The sequence below is a fragment of the Halobacillus sp. A1 genome (assembly GCF_024189295.1).
Lineage (GTDB): Bacteria > Bacillota > Bacilli > Bacillales > Halobacillaceae > Halobacillus_A.
Map to the genome: position 1 here is coordinate 496,772 of NZ_JAIZEN010000001.1, position 18,284 is coordinate 515,055.

An 18,284-nucleotide genomic window follows, 5' to 3' on the forward strand; every position below is an offset into this window, starting at 1 on the left:
GGGGCGGGTTTAGTTAAGCTCAACTGTTGTAACGTGCTCTTTTTTCTTCCTCTTTTTCTTGTTTCGCTACTTTCAGGAACTTATTCGTCTCAGCAGCTACTACACCAGATAGAAGCAGAAGACCAATCAAGTTTGGAAAGGCCATAAGACCGTTCATGACGTCAGCGAATAACCAAACCGTGTCAAGCTGGGCAACGGCTCCAACGAGGACGAATAAAACGAAAATTGCCTTATAAAAAGGAATGCCTCGGTCTCCGGTTAAGTAACCGAAACACTTCTCCCCATAATAGGACCAGCCGACAATTGTAGAGAAGGCGAAGAATATAACTCCTATTGTAACGATATACATCCCTAAATCACCAAGGAATACTTGGAAAGCGCTAGTCGTCAGGTCAGCTCCGTCCAACTCGCCATTTCCGTATTGACCAGCCATGACAATAGTAAGCCCTGTCATCGTACAGACAATAATTGTATCGATAAAAACCTGGGTCATTGAAACAAGTGCCTGTCTGCCAGGGTAGTCAGTTCGCGCTGCAGCGGCTGCAATAGGTGCAGAACCTAAACCAGCCTCATTCGAGAAGACCCCTCGTGCTACACCGAAGCGAATAACAGTACCGAGAATCCCTCCACCGACAGCTTCACCTGTAAAGGCATCCGTAAATATGATTCCAAAAGCCTCAGGTACTAAATCGAAATTTAAGAAAATAATAATGAGTGCGCCAAGAACATAAAAAACGGCCATGATAGGTACAAAAAATGCGGTGACTTTTCCGATTCCTTTAATCCCACCTAAGATGACGAGCGCCGCAAAGATAGTTAAGAGTATCCCTGTAATCCATGGGTTAACACTAAAAGTGGAGTCCATAACGTCCGATACTGTGTTGGACTGGACCATATTACCAATTCCAAACGCTGCAAATGCGCCAAATATTGCAAATAGAACAGCGAGCCACTTCTGTTTGAGTCCTCTTTCGAGATAATACATCGGTCCGCCGGACATTTTGCCATCTTTCCCGGTTACACGATATTTCACCGCTAAGATCGCTTCAGCGTATTTGGTGGCCATTCCGAAAATAGCGGTAATCCACATCCAGAACACAGCACCAGGTCCCCCAAGAACGACGGCTGTCGCGACCCCGGCAATATTACCAGTCCCGATGGTTGCTGCTAGTGCAGTCGTCAAAGCCTGGTAATGTGAGATGTCTCCTTCTTCTTTTTTTTGTGTTTTTCCAGGCTTAAATGCAAGTTTCAAAGCGTAAGGTAAAGTTTTGAACTGCAGGAAGCCCAGTCTTAAGGTTAAGTATATGCCGGTACCAACTAGTAAAATCAGTAGTACTGGCCCCCATACAAATGAACTGGCTGAGCTTAAGAAGTTTTGTATAACACCTAGTTCTCCCATAAAATCCCCCTCTTTTTTTAGCTCTGTAAAACTTAGTGTTTATTCATCGGATGTAATTTTCTGACCCCATTATCATGTAGAAAGAAATAGATCAATTACTGCAGTTTTTTCTAATTTACTATTAGCATGATGAATGAAATCCTAAACATCGATAGAAATATTAACAATCTCATTTAACAGAGCCGAATTCAATAATATGGATATATATAAAATATTCCGAAAATTATATGTAATTGTCAAGCTAATTTACAAATATAGTTGTAAAACGTCGGTTTAACAACTAGAGAATTAGGTTAAAATTAATAGAATATATTTATCATTTTTTATATTTATAAGCACTATACACCTGTACCTTATTAACGCAGCCAAATACCAATTGCGAGGAGGGAAACCCCATCCGTCTCCAGTTTCTTACTTATGCTGGTCGTGTCTGTCGAGGCACCTGCACATTTCATGATATAATTTATTTGAAATGATTTGTTTATGATGGGGGAGGATAAGGATGATCAGAGTTTTATTTGTATGTTTAGGTAATATTTGTCGTTCACCCATGGCGGAGGCTGTGTTTCGGAGACTCATCGATGATGAAGGGATGTCTGAAAAGGTGCTCGTGGATTCTGCTGGAATCGGACATTGGCATATCGGCAAAATACCGCATAAAGGTACGAGGGAGATACTTGATGAACATGATATTTCCTATAGTGGAATGACAGCAAGGCAAGTGGATCCGGCAGATTGGGACCGATACGATTATATTATTGCTTTAGATCAACAGAACTTAAGTGATTTGAAGGCGATACGTGAGAAAAACGGAGTCGAGGTTCGTCTATTTATGGATTTTGTAGACGATAATGAAAGTAAAGATGTCCCGGACCCTTATTTCACTGGAAACTTCGACTATGTTTATGAATTGATTCATTCAGGGTGTCAAAGGTTAGTCCAACATATAAAAAACAAAAATTTTAAGGAGGAATCTTAATGGCTGAAAGTAATTTATTAAAAGGTGTTTTGGCTGGAGCAGTAATAGGAGGGGCGTTAATGCTTCTTGATAAAGAGACGCGCAGTTACGTCGTAACAAAAACAAAAGGGGCAAGTACTTCTTGCCGAAGCTACGTGAATCAGCCTTCTGAGGCCATTCATTCTGTAAGGGTGAATTATGAAACATTTTCCCGAAAATTGAATAAAGGAATCGATGAATTATTAGTACTTCTAAAAAAGACTGAAGAAGCATTGAATAAGATAGGAGAGATGGACGAGAAGGTGAATAATAAATTAGAATCGGTAGACAATTCTAAAGAAGCTTCATAATCATTTAAGGGCGAGGGGGAGATTGTAGACTTGGTTACATTCGTAAAAGAGCTGTTTAAACAAATAGGTGATAATGACGTTCCGGGATCTGCAGCTCAATTAGCTTACTTCTTCCTATTGTCGCTTTTTCCTTTCATGATATTTTTGATTACGCTTCTTGGTTACTTGAATATTGATGAAAACCGTGCCCTTGTTTTTCTAAGTACTTATGCGCCATCAGATACCTATGAACTGATATCTGAGAATCTTACCCAGATTCTCAGTGAACGTAATAGTGGGCTTCTTTCTGTGAGTATTATCGGTACGTTATGGGCTGCCTCTAATGGTGTCAATACGCTGATCAAAGCTTTCAATCGGGCCCATCATACACGTGAAAAACGTTCTTTTATAGTTTCCAGGATGATTTCCATTTTGTTGACGGTGGCTATGATCATAGTGATTGGCGTAGCTTTCTTATTGCCAGTCCTAGGAAGCGCAATAGGAGTGTACGTTTTTTCGATGTTCGGTTTATCTGAGGATTTTCTTCAAATTTGGGACACTCTACGCTGGGTTATCTCCTCTGTCATCTTTTTCATCGTTTTATCCTTTTTATATTTCATGGCTCCTGACCAGCCGATGAAATTAAAAGAGATCACTTTAGGAGCATTATTCGCAACGGTTGGCTGGCAGTTAGTATCACTGCTTTTTTCTTTCTATGTTGAGAATTTGGGTAACTATTCTGCTGCATATGGAAGCTTAGGCGGGGTCATTGTCCTTATGATCTGGTTTTACCTTTCTGGTGTTGTCATATTAATCGGTGGGGAGATCAATGCACTTATCCATAAAAAACATAAGAACCGTCATCCGTTTCAACAAACTTGAGCCAGCCTCTATGAGGTGGCTTATTTTGTTTTTTAAAAAAAGCTATGTTAAAGGTGGTTGTTGATATTGATAAGTGAGTTATGCAACAATATGGCAGGATAGTGGAAGACTCGGTTTCGAGACATTTGGTAAGTGGATCAGGGCGGCGGGGAATGACTCGCTTTCCGTGGGAGCGCGGTGAGCTTCCTCGGACGTCCCGTCCTGCGGGATCTCACCAAGCACTCTCTTCCCACAGGAGTCTCCCCATTCCCCGCCGCCCCTCACTAAAGATGTACTCTCGAAATCGCTTGAAAAAGACTTTGATAATACTAATAGGAGCATCAAACTCCACTGATCTAGGTTAGTTCTAAGATCCTCTGCACTTTAAGGTAATTATCAAGCACCTTTGCATACAAAAGTCTCACCGGTTATTATTCAAAAGCCGTTATTTATTATGTGAAGCAGCGCATATTATGTTTCCGTTATCCTCACAAAAGCAAAAAGGCCGGGAAATTGCGAGACTCCTATGGGATGACAGTACAGGGTGAGATCCCGGAGGGCGTCAGCCCGAGGAAGCTCACCGTACGCCCATGGAAAGCGAGTGATTTCCCGGACCTTCAAGCTCTATTTTTGTGGCGGAAACAGTCCAAACATCTTGAAACTGAGTCTTCCACTAAAGGGAGCTTATATGAATATCAACACGGATCTTTAACAAAGGCTTTTAAAAAAGAACCGTTAAAAAACAAAGCGTTCAGGTTGATATTATAGCCGTCCTGTTGCTATATTGGTTAAGTATGAAATTTAAACAGGAAGGTGGAAGACAAACGTGAAAAAATGGCTTTTATCAATACTTATACTTACGCTTGCCGTAGTTCTGATAGCTTGCGGTTCAGAGAATGAGGAAGATTCTTCAGGAGGAGAAGGTGATTCCAGCTCTGAGACCTCAAAATGGGATGAAATTCAAGAGGAGGGCGAGCTGGTAGTAGGTACATCTGGTACGCTTTATCCAGCATCTTTTTATCCAGAGGATTCAGATGAACTGACTGGATACGATGTGGAGATTATGAAAGAGCTTGCTGATCGCTTAGAGGTGGACCTTTCTTTTGAAGAATACGGTGTAGATGGGCTCCTGTCTTCAATCGAAAGCGGCCGTGTGGATATGGTGATGAACGATATGGAAATTACGGAGGAAAGGCAGGAAAGCTTCACTTTCAGTGAACCTTACAAACACTCTTACTCCACAATGGTAGTAAGAGAAGATGACCTTTCAGGTATAGAATCTCTTGAAGACATAGAAGGCAAAGTTCATGGTGGAGGTGCAACTACAGTGTATGCACAGATTGCCGAGCACTTTGGAGCTGAAATCAAGTCTTATGGTAATGTTACGAACGATGTTTACTTACGTGATGTAGAAAATGGACGTACAGATTTGATCATTAATGATTATTACCTGCAATCCCTTGCATTAGAGGCTTTACCTGAGTTAGAGGTGACGATCCATCCAGATCTGCAATTTCATCCGAAAGAATCTGGAATTGTCATGCCTGAAGGAGAAGACGAATTGAAAGAAAAAGTCGATGAAAAACTTAATGAGATGAGAGAAGATGGAACCTTGACTGAGATCTCAGAAGAATTCTATGGTGGGCAGGACGCTTCTGAAGAACCTGATGTAGATGCTGAAGAGATTGAAGGTCTTGACATTTAAGGGTGAGCAGTTATGTTCTCAATTGACATTAGGGAAGTTAACATAGAGAAATTATTTGAACCAGAGCGAGCATGGGAAAACCTTCCTTTCGTATTACAAGGTGTACCTTATACAATATTGGTAGCTATTATAGGGATGCTGATCGGACTTGTATTAGGATTTTTTCTTGCTTTAGCTCGCAGATCGAGCCATCGTTTACTAAGGTGGCCGGCAAGGGTGTATATTTCATTTATGAGAGGTACACCGATTCTTGTCTATTTATTTGTCTTGTATTTCGGTTTGCCCGTATTAGGGATTACTTTGACGGGGCCTACCGCAGCGATTATTGGCTTTGGTACAAACAGTGCCGCGTATATTGCTGAAATCAACCGATCCTCTTTGGCCAGTGTAGCCCATGGTCAATGGGAGTCTGCCCGAGCGCTTGGATTCAGTTATTGGCAGAGCATGAGAAGAATAATAGTACCTCAGGCCACGAGAATTGCAATTCCACCTTTGGCGAACGTTTTTCTTGATCTCCTTAAAGCAACTTCTCTTGCTGCAATGATCTCAGTGCCCGAGATTTTGAATAAAGCACAGATTGTCGCCGGTCGGACGAATGATTCCATGACGCTGTATATATTGGCTGCATTGATATATTGGCCTTTAACTATGGTGTTTTCCGCGCTCCAGGAGTATTTGGAACGAAGATATAATAGATATTTGTAGATTGTTCTGCCGCCCTCTTTTGTTGAGGGCGGTTTTTTTATTGTGGTTAAAGTGTAATGAATACTGTTTACAAGTTGACGCAGAATGATTATAATTTTAAAAAGTAATGATTACTATTTAAGGGGCGGAGTTTATGTCAATTAAGAAATGGACGATTATTGGGGGAGGTCTTCATGGTTGTACTGCTGCTTACTATCTATTAAAAAAAGGCAAAATCAGAAATGAAGACCTCGTTATAATAGATCCTCACGAAAGGCCTTTACGGCGCTGGGAAAAGTTGACCGGAACTATTGGTATGGATTATTTAAGATCTCCATCCGTTCACCACATAAGCACGGATCCTTTTGCCTTACAGAAGTATGCGGAGGAAACGGATAGAAAACATCATTTAAAAGGAAGATATAAACGCCCTTCTTTACAATTATTCAATGAGCACAGCATTTCGCTAATGGAGGAGATAAATTGGTCCAAATCATGGTATCAAGGGACAGTGGAAGACCTTATTCGAAATAAAGAAGGATGGTCTATTTCGCTTGTAAATGGTGATCATATTCAGAGTGAACATGTTTTATTAGCGATGGGAGTCAATGATCAGCCTTTATACCCTGGTTGGTATGATCAATTGCACAAGCACCAGGAAAGGTGTGTGCATTTGTTTGATGAGGAAAAGTATGAAAAATTCAAAGAGGATCCACCTATAGCTGTTATAGGTGGTGGTATTTCAGCTGCTCATCTTGCTATAAAATTCGGTAAGAAGTATCCGGGTCAAGTGCACTTAATTAAGCGCCATCCATTCAGGGTCCATGATTTTGATAGCGACCCGGGGTGGCTTGGGCCAAAATACTTGTCTAAATTTGAAAAGCAGAAAAGCTTTTCAAATAGAAGAGATATGATTAAAAAAGCGCGGTTTAAGGGTTCTCTAAACCGTGATGTCTTTTTGCGGTTGAAGCGGATGGAAGAAGAGGGGAAAATTCAAACTGTTTCGAGTTCTATAAAAGATGTAGCTGATAGAGGGGGTGGGGTTGACGTGGCATTCCAAAGTGGGAAGAGCCAGCATTTCAAGTCTATTGTGCTAGCTACAGGATCGACACCTGAACTTCCAGAAAAAGAATGGCTGCACGGAGTGATAAGCCGCGAACGTCTCTCCTGTGCAGAATGTGGTTTCCCGGTCGTCGACGAAAATTTGCAATGGGCTCCGTGCCTCCATGTAGGCGGCGCTTTGGCTGAATTAGAAATCGGGCCTGTATCCAGAAATATATCAGGTGCAAAGAAAGTAGCGGAGCGACTATTACAGTATCAAATGAATGCGAACTCTATTAAAGCTTAGCTTTTAAGTAGGCTGCAGGGATTGAAATAAAAAACCACTGAGAAACCTTTACAATTTCTCAGTGGTTTTGCTTACTTAACAGAATTTTGGAAGCTTTTTTAAAAGGGGTTAACCACTAAATTCAAATTCTTCATAAACATAAGGTTCCGCTGGAATTTCAATTTTTTTGATAGAAGTGGGTTCAATCAAAGGAAGTTCCCAATTGTTGTGTTCTACTTTTTTGACGATTCCCGTAACCTCTACCCACGTATCATTTTTAAATTCGCTTAAATTTTGACTGTCTCCTTGAACTAAAAGTCCATAAATGCCTCCATCCGCCACGCAGCAGCTGATTCCGAATCTTCCGACTACCATCCGGTCTTCAGGGAATCCGTCTTCACGGAAGACGAATCCATTCATTTTAACTTCTTTTCCCACGTAGTCGTCCGCTTGGTCTTCTAAAAGTGAAATTGAGCCAATATAATTATCTTCTGTGAGAGTGAAGGATGTAGCTGCTTGGAATTCTTTCTGAAGCTCTGGATAACGATCGCTCACTGATAGTATGGCGGGATCCTCTAATAAATCATCTGATTCTTCAGATACTACTCCATCTTCGGGGGAAGATGCTTCAGATTTGTCATATTCTTCAGAGGGTGAACTTGATCTCAGTTCATATTTAAAGCCTTTATTCATGGCTTGTGAGCTGCCCAGCACATGATCGGAAAACATCATCCCAGAAACGATTGGGATGATGAACAGTGAATAAACGAACAGGGAGCGTCCTTTGGAAATTGAAAGGTCATGAGTATGTCCACAATCACATGCCTGTTCATCTTCAGTTCCACTTCTGAAGAATTGAATCATTCCTAATACGGCGATGACAGACAGCGCGAAATACATATAAGGCATCATCCGGGGGGCGATGAATTTATAGATATCACCAGAAATGAGCAGTTTGATTATGAATAATCCAAACCCTAATAATATGACACTTCTTACAAAATAATGAGAGTTCCTGTCCATAAGAGTACCTCCTTACAAGTAAAATAGATCGAACAATAGAGTGACTGTATAGACGACGATCGTTACGATGATAATGAAGGAAAGAACGAAACGCTTACGGAAATATGCAGCCATCAATATCGTATTTTTTAAATCGGTCATAGGCCCATAGACGAGAAATGCCAGGAGTGAACTGGTGGAAAAAAGACCTTTGAATGAAGAAGCGACAAATGCGTCGGCCTCTGAACACAGGGAAAGGAAGTATGCGAGTCCCATCATGACAGCAGGCCCAGCAAGAAAACCACTTCCGACGTCTGACAATAAGTCCCTTGCCATAAACGTTTGGATCACACTTGCTAATAAGGCACCAATGATCAAGAATTTTCCCATATCAAAAAATTCATCGCTGGCATGATGGAAAGTTTCCGATAAGCGGTTGCGATAGCTATGGGGGCCGTGAGTAATAAGCCCTTTTTCTTCTTTTAACTGCCAGCTGTTTCCGAATCGTGAGTATACGATGCCGCCGATAATCAAGGAAACGACAAGCGCGATTCCCATTCTTGCCCAGGCTACGGTCAAGTCGGTTTGAAACGCGTAAAAGGTTGATAAAAAAACAATAGGGTTAAGTATAGGGGCTGATACCAGGATAACGATCCCTACATGTAATGGCATGCCTTTTTGAATCAAGCGTCGGACAATAGGAACAATCGCACATTCACAGACAGGAAAAATGGCGCCAATCGTGACTGCGGGAAGAAGAGCTAAGATGGGTTGTGATGGGATGAATCGCGCTAACGTCTCTTCTTTTACGAAAGTCTGGATGAGCGCGGAGACAAATACGCCGAGTAATACAAAGGGGATCGCTTCCAGCACGATACTTAGAAAAATCGTATTCATATCAAGTATTGCAGGTGAAATATCAGTAATCAAAGTGGAAGGGAGCAGGTCTCCATAAATAAAAATTAGAAAAAATAAAAACAGGAGTATATAACCCCACTTGTAATTCGAAGTGTTCTCTTGGTACAATGCTTGTCCTCCTCTGATACATGTAGTATAGTTGGTAATCGTAATAGTTACGTATTGAAAAGACTTTATTAATTTTGCCTGAAAACATTCATTTGTCAATAGGGCAAAAAATCAATATCATTTACTTCAATGTATGAACGTATTATAATTTTATTCGTAATCATTATTATTTCGAGAGGGATCTTTCATGAATTTTAATAAAATAGTAGAGATGGACGATATTTCATTTAAATATGATAGAGAAACAGTGGTAGAGAATATTGACCTTTCCATTGAACGAGGACAGTTCTTAGGTCTTGTCGGTCCTAATGGTTCAGGTAAATCAACATTGATTAAGCTTATGCTGGGTATAGTCAAACCAGATAAAGGTACTGTGAAAATTTTTGGCAAGCCTATTAAGCAGTTTAATCAATGGGAAGAAATTGGTTTTGTTTCGCAAAAAGCCAATAGCTTTAATTCTGGTTTTCCGGCAACAGTTCTGGAGGTAGTCAAAACAGGGTTGGTTTCTCGAATCGGTGCATTCAAATTCTTTAATCGTAAGCATAAAGAAAAAGCGCTTGAAGCCTTAAGAACGGTTGAAATGGAAGAATACGCGAATACCAATATCGGAGAATTATCAGGAGGCCAGCAGCAGCGTGTATTTATCGCCCGTGCCTTAGTAAGCGATCCTTCCCTGCTTATACTTGATGAACCGACAGTAGGGGTGGATGCTAAGCATGTGACAGCCTTTTACGATTTATTAGGAAAGCTCAATCAAGATAAAGGCATTTCATTGTTAATGGTTACTCATGATATCGGTACAATTACTGAACATGCCACGCACGTCGTATGTATGAATAAGACGATACACTTTCACGGAGCTTCAGAAGAATATAAGGAGTTTGACGATGAAGACCTCAATCGACTTTATGGTCATTCTGTTCAGCAGTTGACCCATAATCATGATCATGAGGAGATCAGACCATGATTGAGAGTTTTATCCAATACGATTTTTTACAGAATGCAGCCATTACAGGAATTCTTATCGGTCTTGTAGCTCCTCTATTAGGTGTCTTCATCGTTGTCAGGCGTCTTTCCCTGATTGCTGACGCTCTTTCGCATATTACGCTGACAGGGATCGCAGCCAGTCTATTGCTTGAAAAACGAGTGACCGGTATCAATGAGTTGAACCCGATTTATATGGGAATGGTCTTTTCCGTGGGAGGCGCAATCCTCATTGAAAAGTTGAGAAAGCTTTATAAACACTACGAAGAACTTGCTATTCCTATTATCTTATCAGGCGGGATAGGTGTTGGTGTCATCCTTATTTCATTAGCGGATGGATTTAACACAGATTTATTCAGTTATTTATTTGGAAGCGTGACTGCCGTCAGTCGATCCAGCATGTGGACGGTTTTGGGCATAACCCTTGCTGTACTTACGATAGTGATATTATTTTATAAGGAATTATTCGTACTATCATTTGATGAAGAACATGCTTCGATCACTGGCGTGAATGGACGAGGGATTCATTTATTATTTATTATTATGGTTGCTTTAGTAATAGCTTCCTCCATGCAAGTTGTTGGTATTCTGCTCGTTTCCGCTTTGATGACGCTTCCGGTAGCCGCTGCTTTGAGAATAGCTTCCAGCTTTAAACAGACGATTGGACTATCGATCGCATTTGGAGAGTTCTCGGTTATTTTTGGTTTGATATCTTCTTATCAACTTAGTGTTCCACCAGGAGGAACGATTGTCGTCATTGCTATCTTAGTATTGATTATGTCCATCATATATAAAAGGGTAAGAAATCAGCTCTATATAAAGGGTGAAACAGTATGAACTTAGAAACAGCACTGCAAAAACTGAAAGAAAAAGGCTATAAGCGGACTCGTCAGAGAGAAAGAATCCTTGAGATTTTCGTTAAACAAGACCAATATATTGCAGCGAAGTCCATCTTGAAAGAAATTCAGGAAGACTTTCCAGGTGTGAGTTATGACACGATTTACAGAAATCTTTACCTGCTTACGGATGAAGAAATTCTGGAAGCTACCGAGCTAGGCGGGGAAAAGCATTTCCGGTTAGGCTGCGGTACACAGGGCCACCATCATCATTTTATATGTACAGACTGTGGCAAAACGAAGTCAATTGAATTTTGCCCTATGGAAAGCATCAACGAGAATTTAAAAGGATATGATATTGAAAATCACAAATTTGAGATTTACGGCAAGTGTCCTGTTTGCAGTTAAAGTGGGAAAGAGGTCTATAACAATGGTTATGGACCTCTATTTTATTTGATTATAAAATGTAATGGTTACAGTTTACAAAAAGTAATCACTACGATATAATCTATTACGGAACAGCAAGGAGGAGAAAAATGAATAGAACAAAAATTGGACTACTTATACTCATTATTTTCTTAGTTTTAGGAGCCTGCAGCGAACAGACTTCTGAGGAGTCATCAAGTGATAACGAAGAAAAGCTGAAAATAAATACAACGGTTTACCCATTACAATTCTTCGCGCAGCAAATTGCTGGGGAGGCTGCAGAAGTAAATACCATCCTGCCGCCGGGAACTGATGCCCATTCGTATGAACCTACCACAAAAGAAATGGTGGAGATGGCGGAGGCTGATGCCTTTATTTACAATGGTGCCGGGCTAGAAACTTATGCTGAAAAAATTGCAGATTCAATTGACTCGGAGGATGTAAAGATCCTCGAGGCTGCAAATGGCATTGATTTAGAAGGAAGCGGTCATTCCCATGACCATGAAGAAGAAGGCCACTCAGAAGAAGATAGCCATGACCATGGAGAAGAAGGCCACTCAGAAGAAGAAAGCCATGACCATGAAGAAGAAGGCCACTCAGAAGAAGAAAGCCATGACCATGAAGAAGAAGGCCACTCAGAAGAAGAAAGCCATGACCATGAGGAAGAAGGCCATTCAGAAGAAGACCATGCCCATGAGGAAGAGTCATCGGGAGAAGAGAATCACGAGGGCCACAACCATGGGGAACAAGATCCACACGTTTGGCTGGACCCTATCCGTTCTATTGAAATGGCGGAGAATGTGAAAAATATGTTGGTTGAGCTTGAACCGGATTCTGAAGAGCAATTCAATGAGAACTTTGAAGAGTTAAAGGCGGAGTTAGAGTCACTGGACAAAGAGTTCCATGAGCAGATAGAAAGCAAAGAAAAGAAGGAAATCATTGTATCACATGCAGCTTATGGGTACTGGGAGCAAGCTTATGGTATTGAGCAAATTTCCGTTTCTGGATTAAGCCCGACTAATGAACCATCTCAAAAGGATCTAGAAGAGATCATAAGTAAATCACAAGAGCACGATTTAAATCACGTACTTTTTGAACAAAATATCACTCCGAAAGTTTCTGAGGTCGTTCAAAATGAGATAGGAGCAGAAGCATTAAGAATCCACAATCTCTCAGTTCTGACTGAAAATGATATTGAAGACGAAGAAGATTATTTCACACTGATGGAACGAAATCTGGAAGTTCTTGATGAAGCTTTATCGGAGTAATGAATAAAAAACTGTGCCCAAAATAAAGGGCACAGTTTTTTTGTAGATTACATAGTTTTTTGTGTGGCGGAAGGACTCGTTTTTAAAGCCGTAGCTGCCAATACGATCAATAAAAGAATCACTATCGTATAGAAAAAGGACACGCCAGGGAATACATCAATGAATATACCTGTTAAAAAAGGTCCGCTGATACTACCAAGGCTGAATGACATACCACACAAAATATTACCTGCTGGAAGTAACTCTCCCGGTAATAAATCCGTCATATAGGAAATGCCTAGTGAAAATAGAGAGCCGACAAATAGACCGCCAATTGCAAATGTTGCAAATAATCCAATGGTTGAATCTTCAAATAACGCTGCAAAAGTGAAGGCAGCCATGCCGCATGTCACCACTGACATTATTATAATCTTTCGGCCATATTGATCACTAAGACTTCCGAGAGGTATTTGAGAAAGAAGGCTCGCGGCGGCGAAGGATGGGATGATGAAGGAGAGCATGTTCACATCATGTCCAATCCTCATTCCGTAAATAGGGAAAATCCCATGCAGCGTAGCTTCTAGAAAACCATACGTAAAAGGGGGGAGAAAGGCTACCCATCCCAGTTTAATCGCTAGCGCAAAACGTTTATATGAACTCGTCCCATAAGCGGTGGTGTGCTCATTTGGAGGCATTTCATTCCGTACAAGCCACATCGTCCCCCACACTAATAAGCTGATAAGCGCCGAGAGAATAAAAGGCAAGTGCATATTTATAGAGAGAAGGTTCGTCATCAAAGGCCCAAGCGTAAACCCTAAACTGAAAAATAAACCGTAATAAGCGATGCTCTTTCCCCGGGAGTGTTCGTGTGCTGTAGCAGTAATCCAGGTTTGCGTACCGAAATGCAGGATTTGATCTCCGATTCCGATCATCATTCTTAAAATGAACCAAAACCATAAGGACTGCCAGACGGGAAATAAAGAGAGTGAAAGTATGACTAGCGCTCCACCGGATAAAATCACCGGCTTATATCCGAACTTTTGCAATGGCTTTTCCATAAATGGAGATGATATAAGAATACCTATGTATAAAGCAGTAGCGTGAATCCCATTGATAGAAGAGGATACACCGTTCTGCTCTAAAATAACGGCTAATAAAGGGAGAAGCATCCCTTGTGAAAATCCAGAAATAGTGACTAAGCCAATAAGTATCCAAAAACGTGTTTTCTTTGATACCATATGAGGCACCTCCACCTGATTTAAGTCAATCCTTCACTATCCTAAACGAAATAAATAGATGGGAGCAAGGCTTTAAGGTTAATTAATGGGGGAAAACGGTTACTATAGTTATATATAAGATATTAAAAGTTTGAAGGAGGGGTTAGAAGATGGATTTTTACATTAAAGAAGATGGTGTTCGAACGTCTTTCGAGTACGGCCAGCTTGATATCTCAGGTGATGAACTTCATGGCTACCGCCCGTACCAGCTGATGGTGGCTTCTGTAGCAGGGTGCAGTATCGGTGTTTATAGAAAAATTTTAGATAAACAAAAGATCAATTATGAAGATATTAAAGTGACGGCGGATGTTAAAAGGAATTCTGAGGAAGCCAATCGAATTGAAAGCATCCATTTGCACTTTGTTATTAAGGGATATCGCTTAAACCAGGATAAGCTTCTTAAAAACCTGGAAATCTCAAGTAAAAACTGTTCAATGGTACAGTCCGTTGTGAATAGTATTAAAGTGGAAGAAACACTTGAGTGTATTGAATTAAGCAAGTAGAATGAAAGAGCCTATCCTAATTAATAGGATGGTGCTCTTTTTTTTGTGATTTTTCACCTATAAATTAACTGGAGGTGTCCACGTGAAGACATTCGTCATAAAAGTTTTTTTCTTCTTGGTCGGGCTTATTATTATATCTTTTGGAATCTCTCTGACGATAAACGCAGATTTAGGCGTGGGCGCCTGGGATGCAATGAATGTCGGTTTAACGAACACCTTCGGTTTGACAGTTGGGAATTGGGTCATCATCATCGGAGCCATCCTCATTCTAACGAATGCCTTGATCGCTAAAGAAAAGCCTGATTTTTTAGCAGTCATCACGATTGTTATTTTAGGTAAGTTTATTGATTTTTGGCTGTTAAATGTATTTGCTGATTTAGAACTTACTCAGATGGTTTTTCAGATCATCACATTAGTGGGTGGAATATTTATCATTGCTGTTGGAGTTGCATGTTATTTGCAGCCGAAATTTTCGCTTAATCCGGTTGATAATTTCATGGTTGCTTTGCAAAAAAGGTTCGGGTTAAGCCTGACTGTATCGAAAACATTGACAGAAGGGGTTGCCCTTTTGCTTGCTATTATTTTTGGAGGTCCGATCGGTATCGGTACTATCATTATTTTAGTATGTATTGGGCCATTTATTCAATTTCTGGATCCAAAGGCAGAAAAAGTGATGAACCGCTTAACCTCCTCTTGAGAATAGGTTGTGGGCATTTTTCACAAGCTAACAAAAAAGAAAGGTGGCCCACACCATGAGATTTAAATGCTTAGGATTTCTTGTATGCTTAGGCATGCTCTTATATATCCATCCCTTAAATGGAGCTGCAGAGGAAAAAGAAATAAAAAGTCAATCAGAAATACCTAGTCACGTACTCAATATATCTAAGGATAATACGTATCCTAATTCAACAGAAGATCAAGAAATATTGGAAGCCGAAGAGTTGACCAATGAACTAATAAACGACACAGATGTCCGGATTTCAAATCCTGAACTCATTGAAATGCTTAATCAAACTTCGATTAAACCTTCTCCATTCGCCGTTGGCTACAGGGGGGAGATTTTTCTTGGAAGATGGCCTTTATCTTACGAATCTAAGGAAACAAACATCAACTGGGAATACCAGCAAATCAACTTGAACGAATTGAACAACCAGGGCGGTCAGAAAACGGAAGAAATCAGCTATGATCAAAAAGAAGAAAAACATATAAAAGGCGGCCTAACATCAAAAGCGAGTCATGGAGATCAAATGATGAAGCTGATATTATTAGAAGCCCGGGCGAAGTCAAAACTTCCTTTGTCCCTGCAAAGCTCTTTCGGGCGGGGAACTAAGCAGACTAATACGTATGCTGTCCCTGTAAATAAAGTGGGACAGTTGAAAGCTTATGCTCCAGCAGTTAATGAAAAAGGAGAAGTAGCGTTTGGTGACGTGTACATCCAGCTGAAAGGTTCCAATATGAACATAGATATTAAAAATGTGACACGTCAAGGAGTCGGCGCCTGGATTCCTATACAGGATCATGTAAGCTTTTCGTATCAGTTAAAATAGTTAGTGAAAATGTGCTGGACCCTAATTGGTAAAAATGGGAACAGCATGTTTTTTAATTTGTATATGGACACATAGCTGACTTTGTACTATTATAGGCAAAGTGATTGTACGATTACCTGTAAAGGGGGACTTCCTGTTGACTCAACAAGAAAAATTAAGTGATCTTAAACTAAGACTTAACGCGTTTATTAAACGCTTAGATGACATGGATCCTGAAGAGACATCCGTGGAAGACATTGATGAGCTCATCAAAATACTTGAGGATGTAGAAAAGAAAATATAAGATTACGCATTAGCTCTCATCTGGTATATGAGGGTTGATTTTTTTGTAATCCTACTTTATTATGGTAAATCGCTAATGTAAAAAAGGTATTAGAAACATGGGGAGAGATTTTTATGGCAGCAGCTGTCATTATGTCAGTTCTCGTACTGACTATATTAAGTTTATTACGTGTAAATGTAATTATTGCCATTCTCGCTGCCGGACTTACAGCGGGAGTTATGAACGGGGAATCTTTGATAGCTTCTCTCAAGTTAATAACTGATGGCATGGGGGAACAGGCTAGCGTTGCTCTAAGCTATATATTATTAGGAGCCTTTGCTGTAGCAATCAATTATTCAGGAATTACCACTATACTTGTGGGTTATTTAGTCAGAGTACTTAAAGATATGAGGACTCTCACCGTACTAGTCATCGCAGGAGTGGCAAGTTTATCCCAAAACGTCGTCCCGGTGCATATCGCTTTTATTCCCATTCTCATTCCGCCGTTGCTTCATCTGTTCGATCGTATGAAGCTTGATCGGCGTGCTGTAGCAGCAGCTTTAACTTTTGGGTTGAAAGCTCCTTATGTAATGATTCCTGTCGGTTTCGGTTTGATCTTTCATCAGACGATCCAGGAATCAATGGACTCAAGCGGTCTATCAATAAGCATTACAGAGATTGCTCAGTCTTTACTCATTCCAGGATCCGGGATGATTGTAGGATTGTTCATTGCCGTATTCTACACTTACAGGAGGAAAAGAGAGCCGTTAGAAAGTGATGCAGCTCATGAAATAAATTTTGCGCCTTCGTCTGAAAAGACAAAGTCTGTTCGCTTCAATTGGCGACACGGTTTGACACTCATTGCTATATTCGTCACCTTATTCATCCAGGCCTTTTATGAGAATCTTGTTCTTGCTGCTTTAGCGGGCTTGATTTTGATGTTTGTATTCAAAGTTATCCCATTCAAGCAGGGAGATCGTGTAGTTACGGATGGAATTGCCATGATGGGAACTATCGCATTTGTTATGTTAATTTCGGGCGGTTACGCCAATGTATTAACAGAGACAGAATCTGTCTCCTCCCTCGTAGATGCAAGTTCGGAATATATCGGAGATAACCAGGCATTTATCGCGTTTGTTCTCTTATTGCTGGGACTTGTAGTAACAATGGGGATTGGGTCTTCGTTTGCTACAGTGCCAATCCTGGCCGCTTTATTTGTACCTATCTGTTTCAGTGCAGGGTTTTCGCCTATGGCTACGGCTACATTGATTGGTACAGCTGGAGCACTTGGGGACGCGGGCTCGCCGGCCTCTGACAGTACTTTAGGACCGACTTCCGGATTAAATGCTGACGGAAGACACCACCACATATGGGATACTTGTGTGCCGACTTTCATTCACTACAATATTCCTTTGTTTATCTTTGGATGGGCTGCGTCGTTAATTTTATAGCCACTTTGAAATTAAATACTGCGTCTCTGTTTCAAGTTTAAAAACAAACGTTAATGTTAAACTTCGCTGTAGATTATATAGTTATTCAACTATATGGCAAGATAGTGGAAGACTTGATTTCGAGATAGTATGGGTTCGTTGCCGTGTTGAGAGTCAGGGGTTGTTGTGAAGCTACTCGCTTTCCTGTGGGGGAGGTGGCGAGCTTCCTCGGGCTTGCAGCCCTGTGGGATCTCGCCTACATCCTTCTCCCACGGGAGTCTCGCAGCTTCACAACACCCCATTCAATGAAGGTGAGAAACGAACCCTCACCTAAGAAAGAGCGTCTTCACGATATCTTCGAAATGAAAATATTGCTTTCCACCTCAGTTTTTTAACCAGAGCTCTTTGTTATGACCCTCAGTATTTAACGCCAATGTTCGTATATAATTAAAGAGAGAAGCTACTTCTATTTAGGTATGAC

General features: G+C 40.7%; 19 protein-coding genes. 15 read left to right on the plus strand and 4 right to left on the minus strand.

Annotation, left to right across the window (positions count from 1 at the left end):
- Positions 1-19: 19 nt before the first annotated feature.
- Positions 20-1,399, minus strand: a complete 1,380-nt coding sequence (locus LF817_RS02340) for an alanine/glycine:cation symporter family protein (protein WP_253934149.1) — start codon at positions 1,397-1,399, stop codon at positions 20-22.
- Positions 1,400-1,901: 502 nt separating this feature from the next.
- Between LF817_RS02340 and LF817_RS02345 the strand changes: the two genes are divergently transcribed.
- From LF817_RS02345 to LF817_RS02370, 6 genes are all read left to right on the plus strand, one after another.
- The gene (locus LF817_RS02345; protein ID WP_253934150.1) at positions 1,902-2,378 is read left to right on the plus strand and encodes a low molecular weight protein-tyrosine-phosphatase; all 477 of its coding nucleotides are present in this window, start codon (positions 1,902-1,904) and stop codon (positions 2,376-2,378) included.
- Positions 2,378-2,707 carry a YtxH domain-containing protein gene (locus LF817_RS02350; RefSeq protein WP_253934151.1) on the plus strand — a complete coding sequence of 110 codons (330 nt, stop codon included), beginning with the start codon at positions 2,378-2,380 and terminating at the stop codon, positions 2,705-2,707. The genes LF817_RS02345 and LF817_RS02350 overlap by 1 nt, the downstream gene beginning before the upstream one ends.
- Before the next feature lie 30 nt (positions 2,708-2,737).
- Positions 2,738-3,568, plus strand: a complete 831-nt coding sequence (locus tag LF817_RS02355; protein ID WP_256558143.1) for a YihY/virulence factor BrkB family protein — start codon at positions 2,738-2,740, stop codon at positions 3,566-3,568.
- 805 nt (positions 3,569-4,373) lie between these two features.
- Complete coding sequence (locus LF817_RS02360; protein ID WP_253934152.1) at positions 4,374-5,252, plus strand: transporter substrate-binding domain-containing protein; 879 nt, start codon at positions 4,374-4,376, stop codon at positions 5,250-5,252.
- Positions 5,253-5,264: 12 nt separating this feature from the next.
- On the plus strand, positions 5,265-5,957 hold the full coding sequence (locus LF817_RS02365) for an amino acid ABC transporter permease (RefSeq protein ID WP_253934153.1): 693 nt from the start codon (positions 5,265-5,267) through the stop codon (positions 5,955-5,957).
- Between the two features lie 133 nt (positions 5,958-6,090).
- The gene (locus tag LF817_RS02370; RefSeq protein ID WP_253934154.1) at positions 6,091-7,284 is read left to right on the plus strand and encodes an FAD/NAD(P)-binding protein; all 1,194 of its coding nucleotides are present in this window, start codon (positions 6,091-6,093) and stop codon (positions 7,282-7,284) included.
- A 108-nt stretch (positions 7,285-7,392) separates the two neighbouring features.
- Here LF817_RS02370 and LF817_RS02375 read toward each other — a convergent pair whose 3' ends face one another.
- Both LF817_RS02375 and LF817_RS02380 read right to left on the minus strand, forming a co-directional pair.
- The gene (locus LF817_RS02375) at positions 7,393-8,286 is read right to left on the minus strand and encodes a TIGR03943 family putative permease subunit (protein WP_253934155.1); all 894 of its coding nucleotides are present in this window, start codon (positions 8,284-8,286) and stop codon (positions 7,393-7,395) included.
- Between the two features lie 12 nt (positions 8,287-8,298).
- Positions 8,299-9,291 (minus strand): permease, encoded by a 993-nt coding sequence (locus LF817_RS02380; protein ID WP_253934156.1) that lies wholly within the window; start codon positions 9,289-9,291, stop codon positions 8,299-8,301.
- A gap of 187 nt (positions 9,292-9,478) precedes the next feature.
- Here LF817_RS02380 and LF817_RS02385 point away from each other — a divergent pair, with 187 nt between their 5' ends.
- The 4 genes from LF817_RS02385 to LF817_RS02400 all read left to right on the plus strand — a co-directional run bounded on the left by LF817_RS02385 (position 9,479) and on the right by LF817_RS02400 (position 12,805).
- Positions 9,479-10,258: a metal ABC transporter ATP-binding protein gene (locus LF817_RS02385; protein ID WP_253934157.1), complete on the plus strand. Its 780-nt coding sequence runs from the start codon at positions 9,479-9,481 to the stop codon at positions 10,256-10,258.
- Positions 10,255-11,112, plus strand: a complete 858-nt coding sequence (locus tag LF817_RS02390; protein ID WP_253934158.1) for a metal ABC transporter permease — start codon at positions 10,255-10,257, stop codon at positions 11,110-11,112. Before LF817_RS02385 ends, LF817_RS02390 begins: the two co-directional genes overlap by 4 nt.
- On the plus strand, positions 11,109-11,519 hold the full coding sequence (locus LF817_RS02395; RefSeq protein WP_253934159.1) for a Fur family transcriptional regulator: 411 nt from the start codon (positions 11,109-11,111) through the stop codon (positions 11,517-11,519). Before LF817_RS02390 ends, LF817_RS02395 begins: the two co-directional genes overlap by 4 nt.
- 128 nt (positions 11,520-11,647) lie before the next feature.
- Complete coding sequence (locus LF817_RS02400; RefSeq protein WP_253934160.1) at positions 11,648-12,805, plus strand: metal ABC transporter solute-binding protein, Zn/Mn family; 1,158 nt, start codon at positions 11,648-11,650, stop codon at positions 12,803-12,805.
- A 47-nt stretch (positions 12,806-12,852) separates the two neighbouring features.
- On the opposite strand, the gene LF817_RS02405 is transcribed toward LF817_RS02400, so the two are convergent.
- Positions 12,853-14,022 carry an MFS transporter gene (locus tag LF817_RS02405; RefSeq protein WP_253934161.1) on the minus strand — a complete coding sequence of 390 codons (1,170 nt, stop codon included), beginning with the start codon at positions 14,020-14,022 and terminating at the stop codon, positions 12,853-12,855.
- Between the two features lie 149 nt (positions 14,023-14,171).
- Between LF817_RS02405 and LF817_RS02410 the strand changes: the two genes are divergently transcribed.
- From LF817_RS02410 to LF817_RS02430, 5 genes are all read left to right on the plus strand, one after another.
- Entirely contained in the window at positions 14,172-14,564 is a 393-nt protein-coding gene (locus tag LF817_RS02410; protein ID WP_253934162.1) for an OsmC family protein, read from the plus strand.
- 82 nt (positions 14,565-14,646) lie between these two features.
- Complete coding sequence (locus LF817_RS02415; RefSeq protein WP_253934163.1) at positions 14,647-15,261, plus strand: YczE/YyaS/YitT family protein; 615 nt, start codon at positions 14,647-14,649, stop codon at positions 15,259-15,261.
- 55 nt (positions 15,262-15,316) lie between these two features.
- On the plus strand, positions 15,317-16,111 hold the full coding sequence (locus tag LF817_RS02420) for a YfkD famly protein (RefSeq protein ID WP_253934164.1): 795 nt from the start codon (positions 15,317-15,319) through the stop codon (positions 16,109-16,111).
- Between the two features lie 136 nt (positions 16,112-16,247).
- Positions 16,248-16,394, plus strand: coding sequence for an SE1561 family protein (locus LF817_RS02425; protein WP_253934165.1), 147 nt, complete (start codon positions 16,248-16,250; stop codon positions 16,392-16,394).
- Between the two features lie 113 nt (positions 16,395-16,507).
- The gene (locus tag LF817_RS02430; RefSeq protein WP_253934166.1) at positions 16,508-17,824 is read left to right on the plus strand and encodes a Na+/H+ antiporter family protein; all 1,317 of its coding nucleotides are present in this window, start codon (positions 16,508-16,510) and stop codon (positions 17,822-17,824) included.
- Positions 17,825-18,284 lie beyond the last annotated feature (460 nt).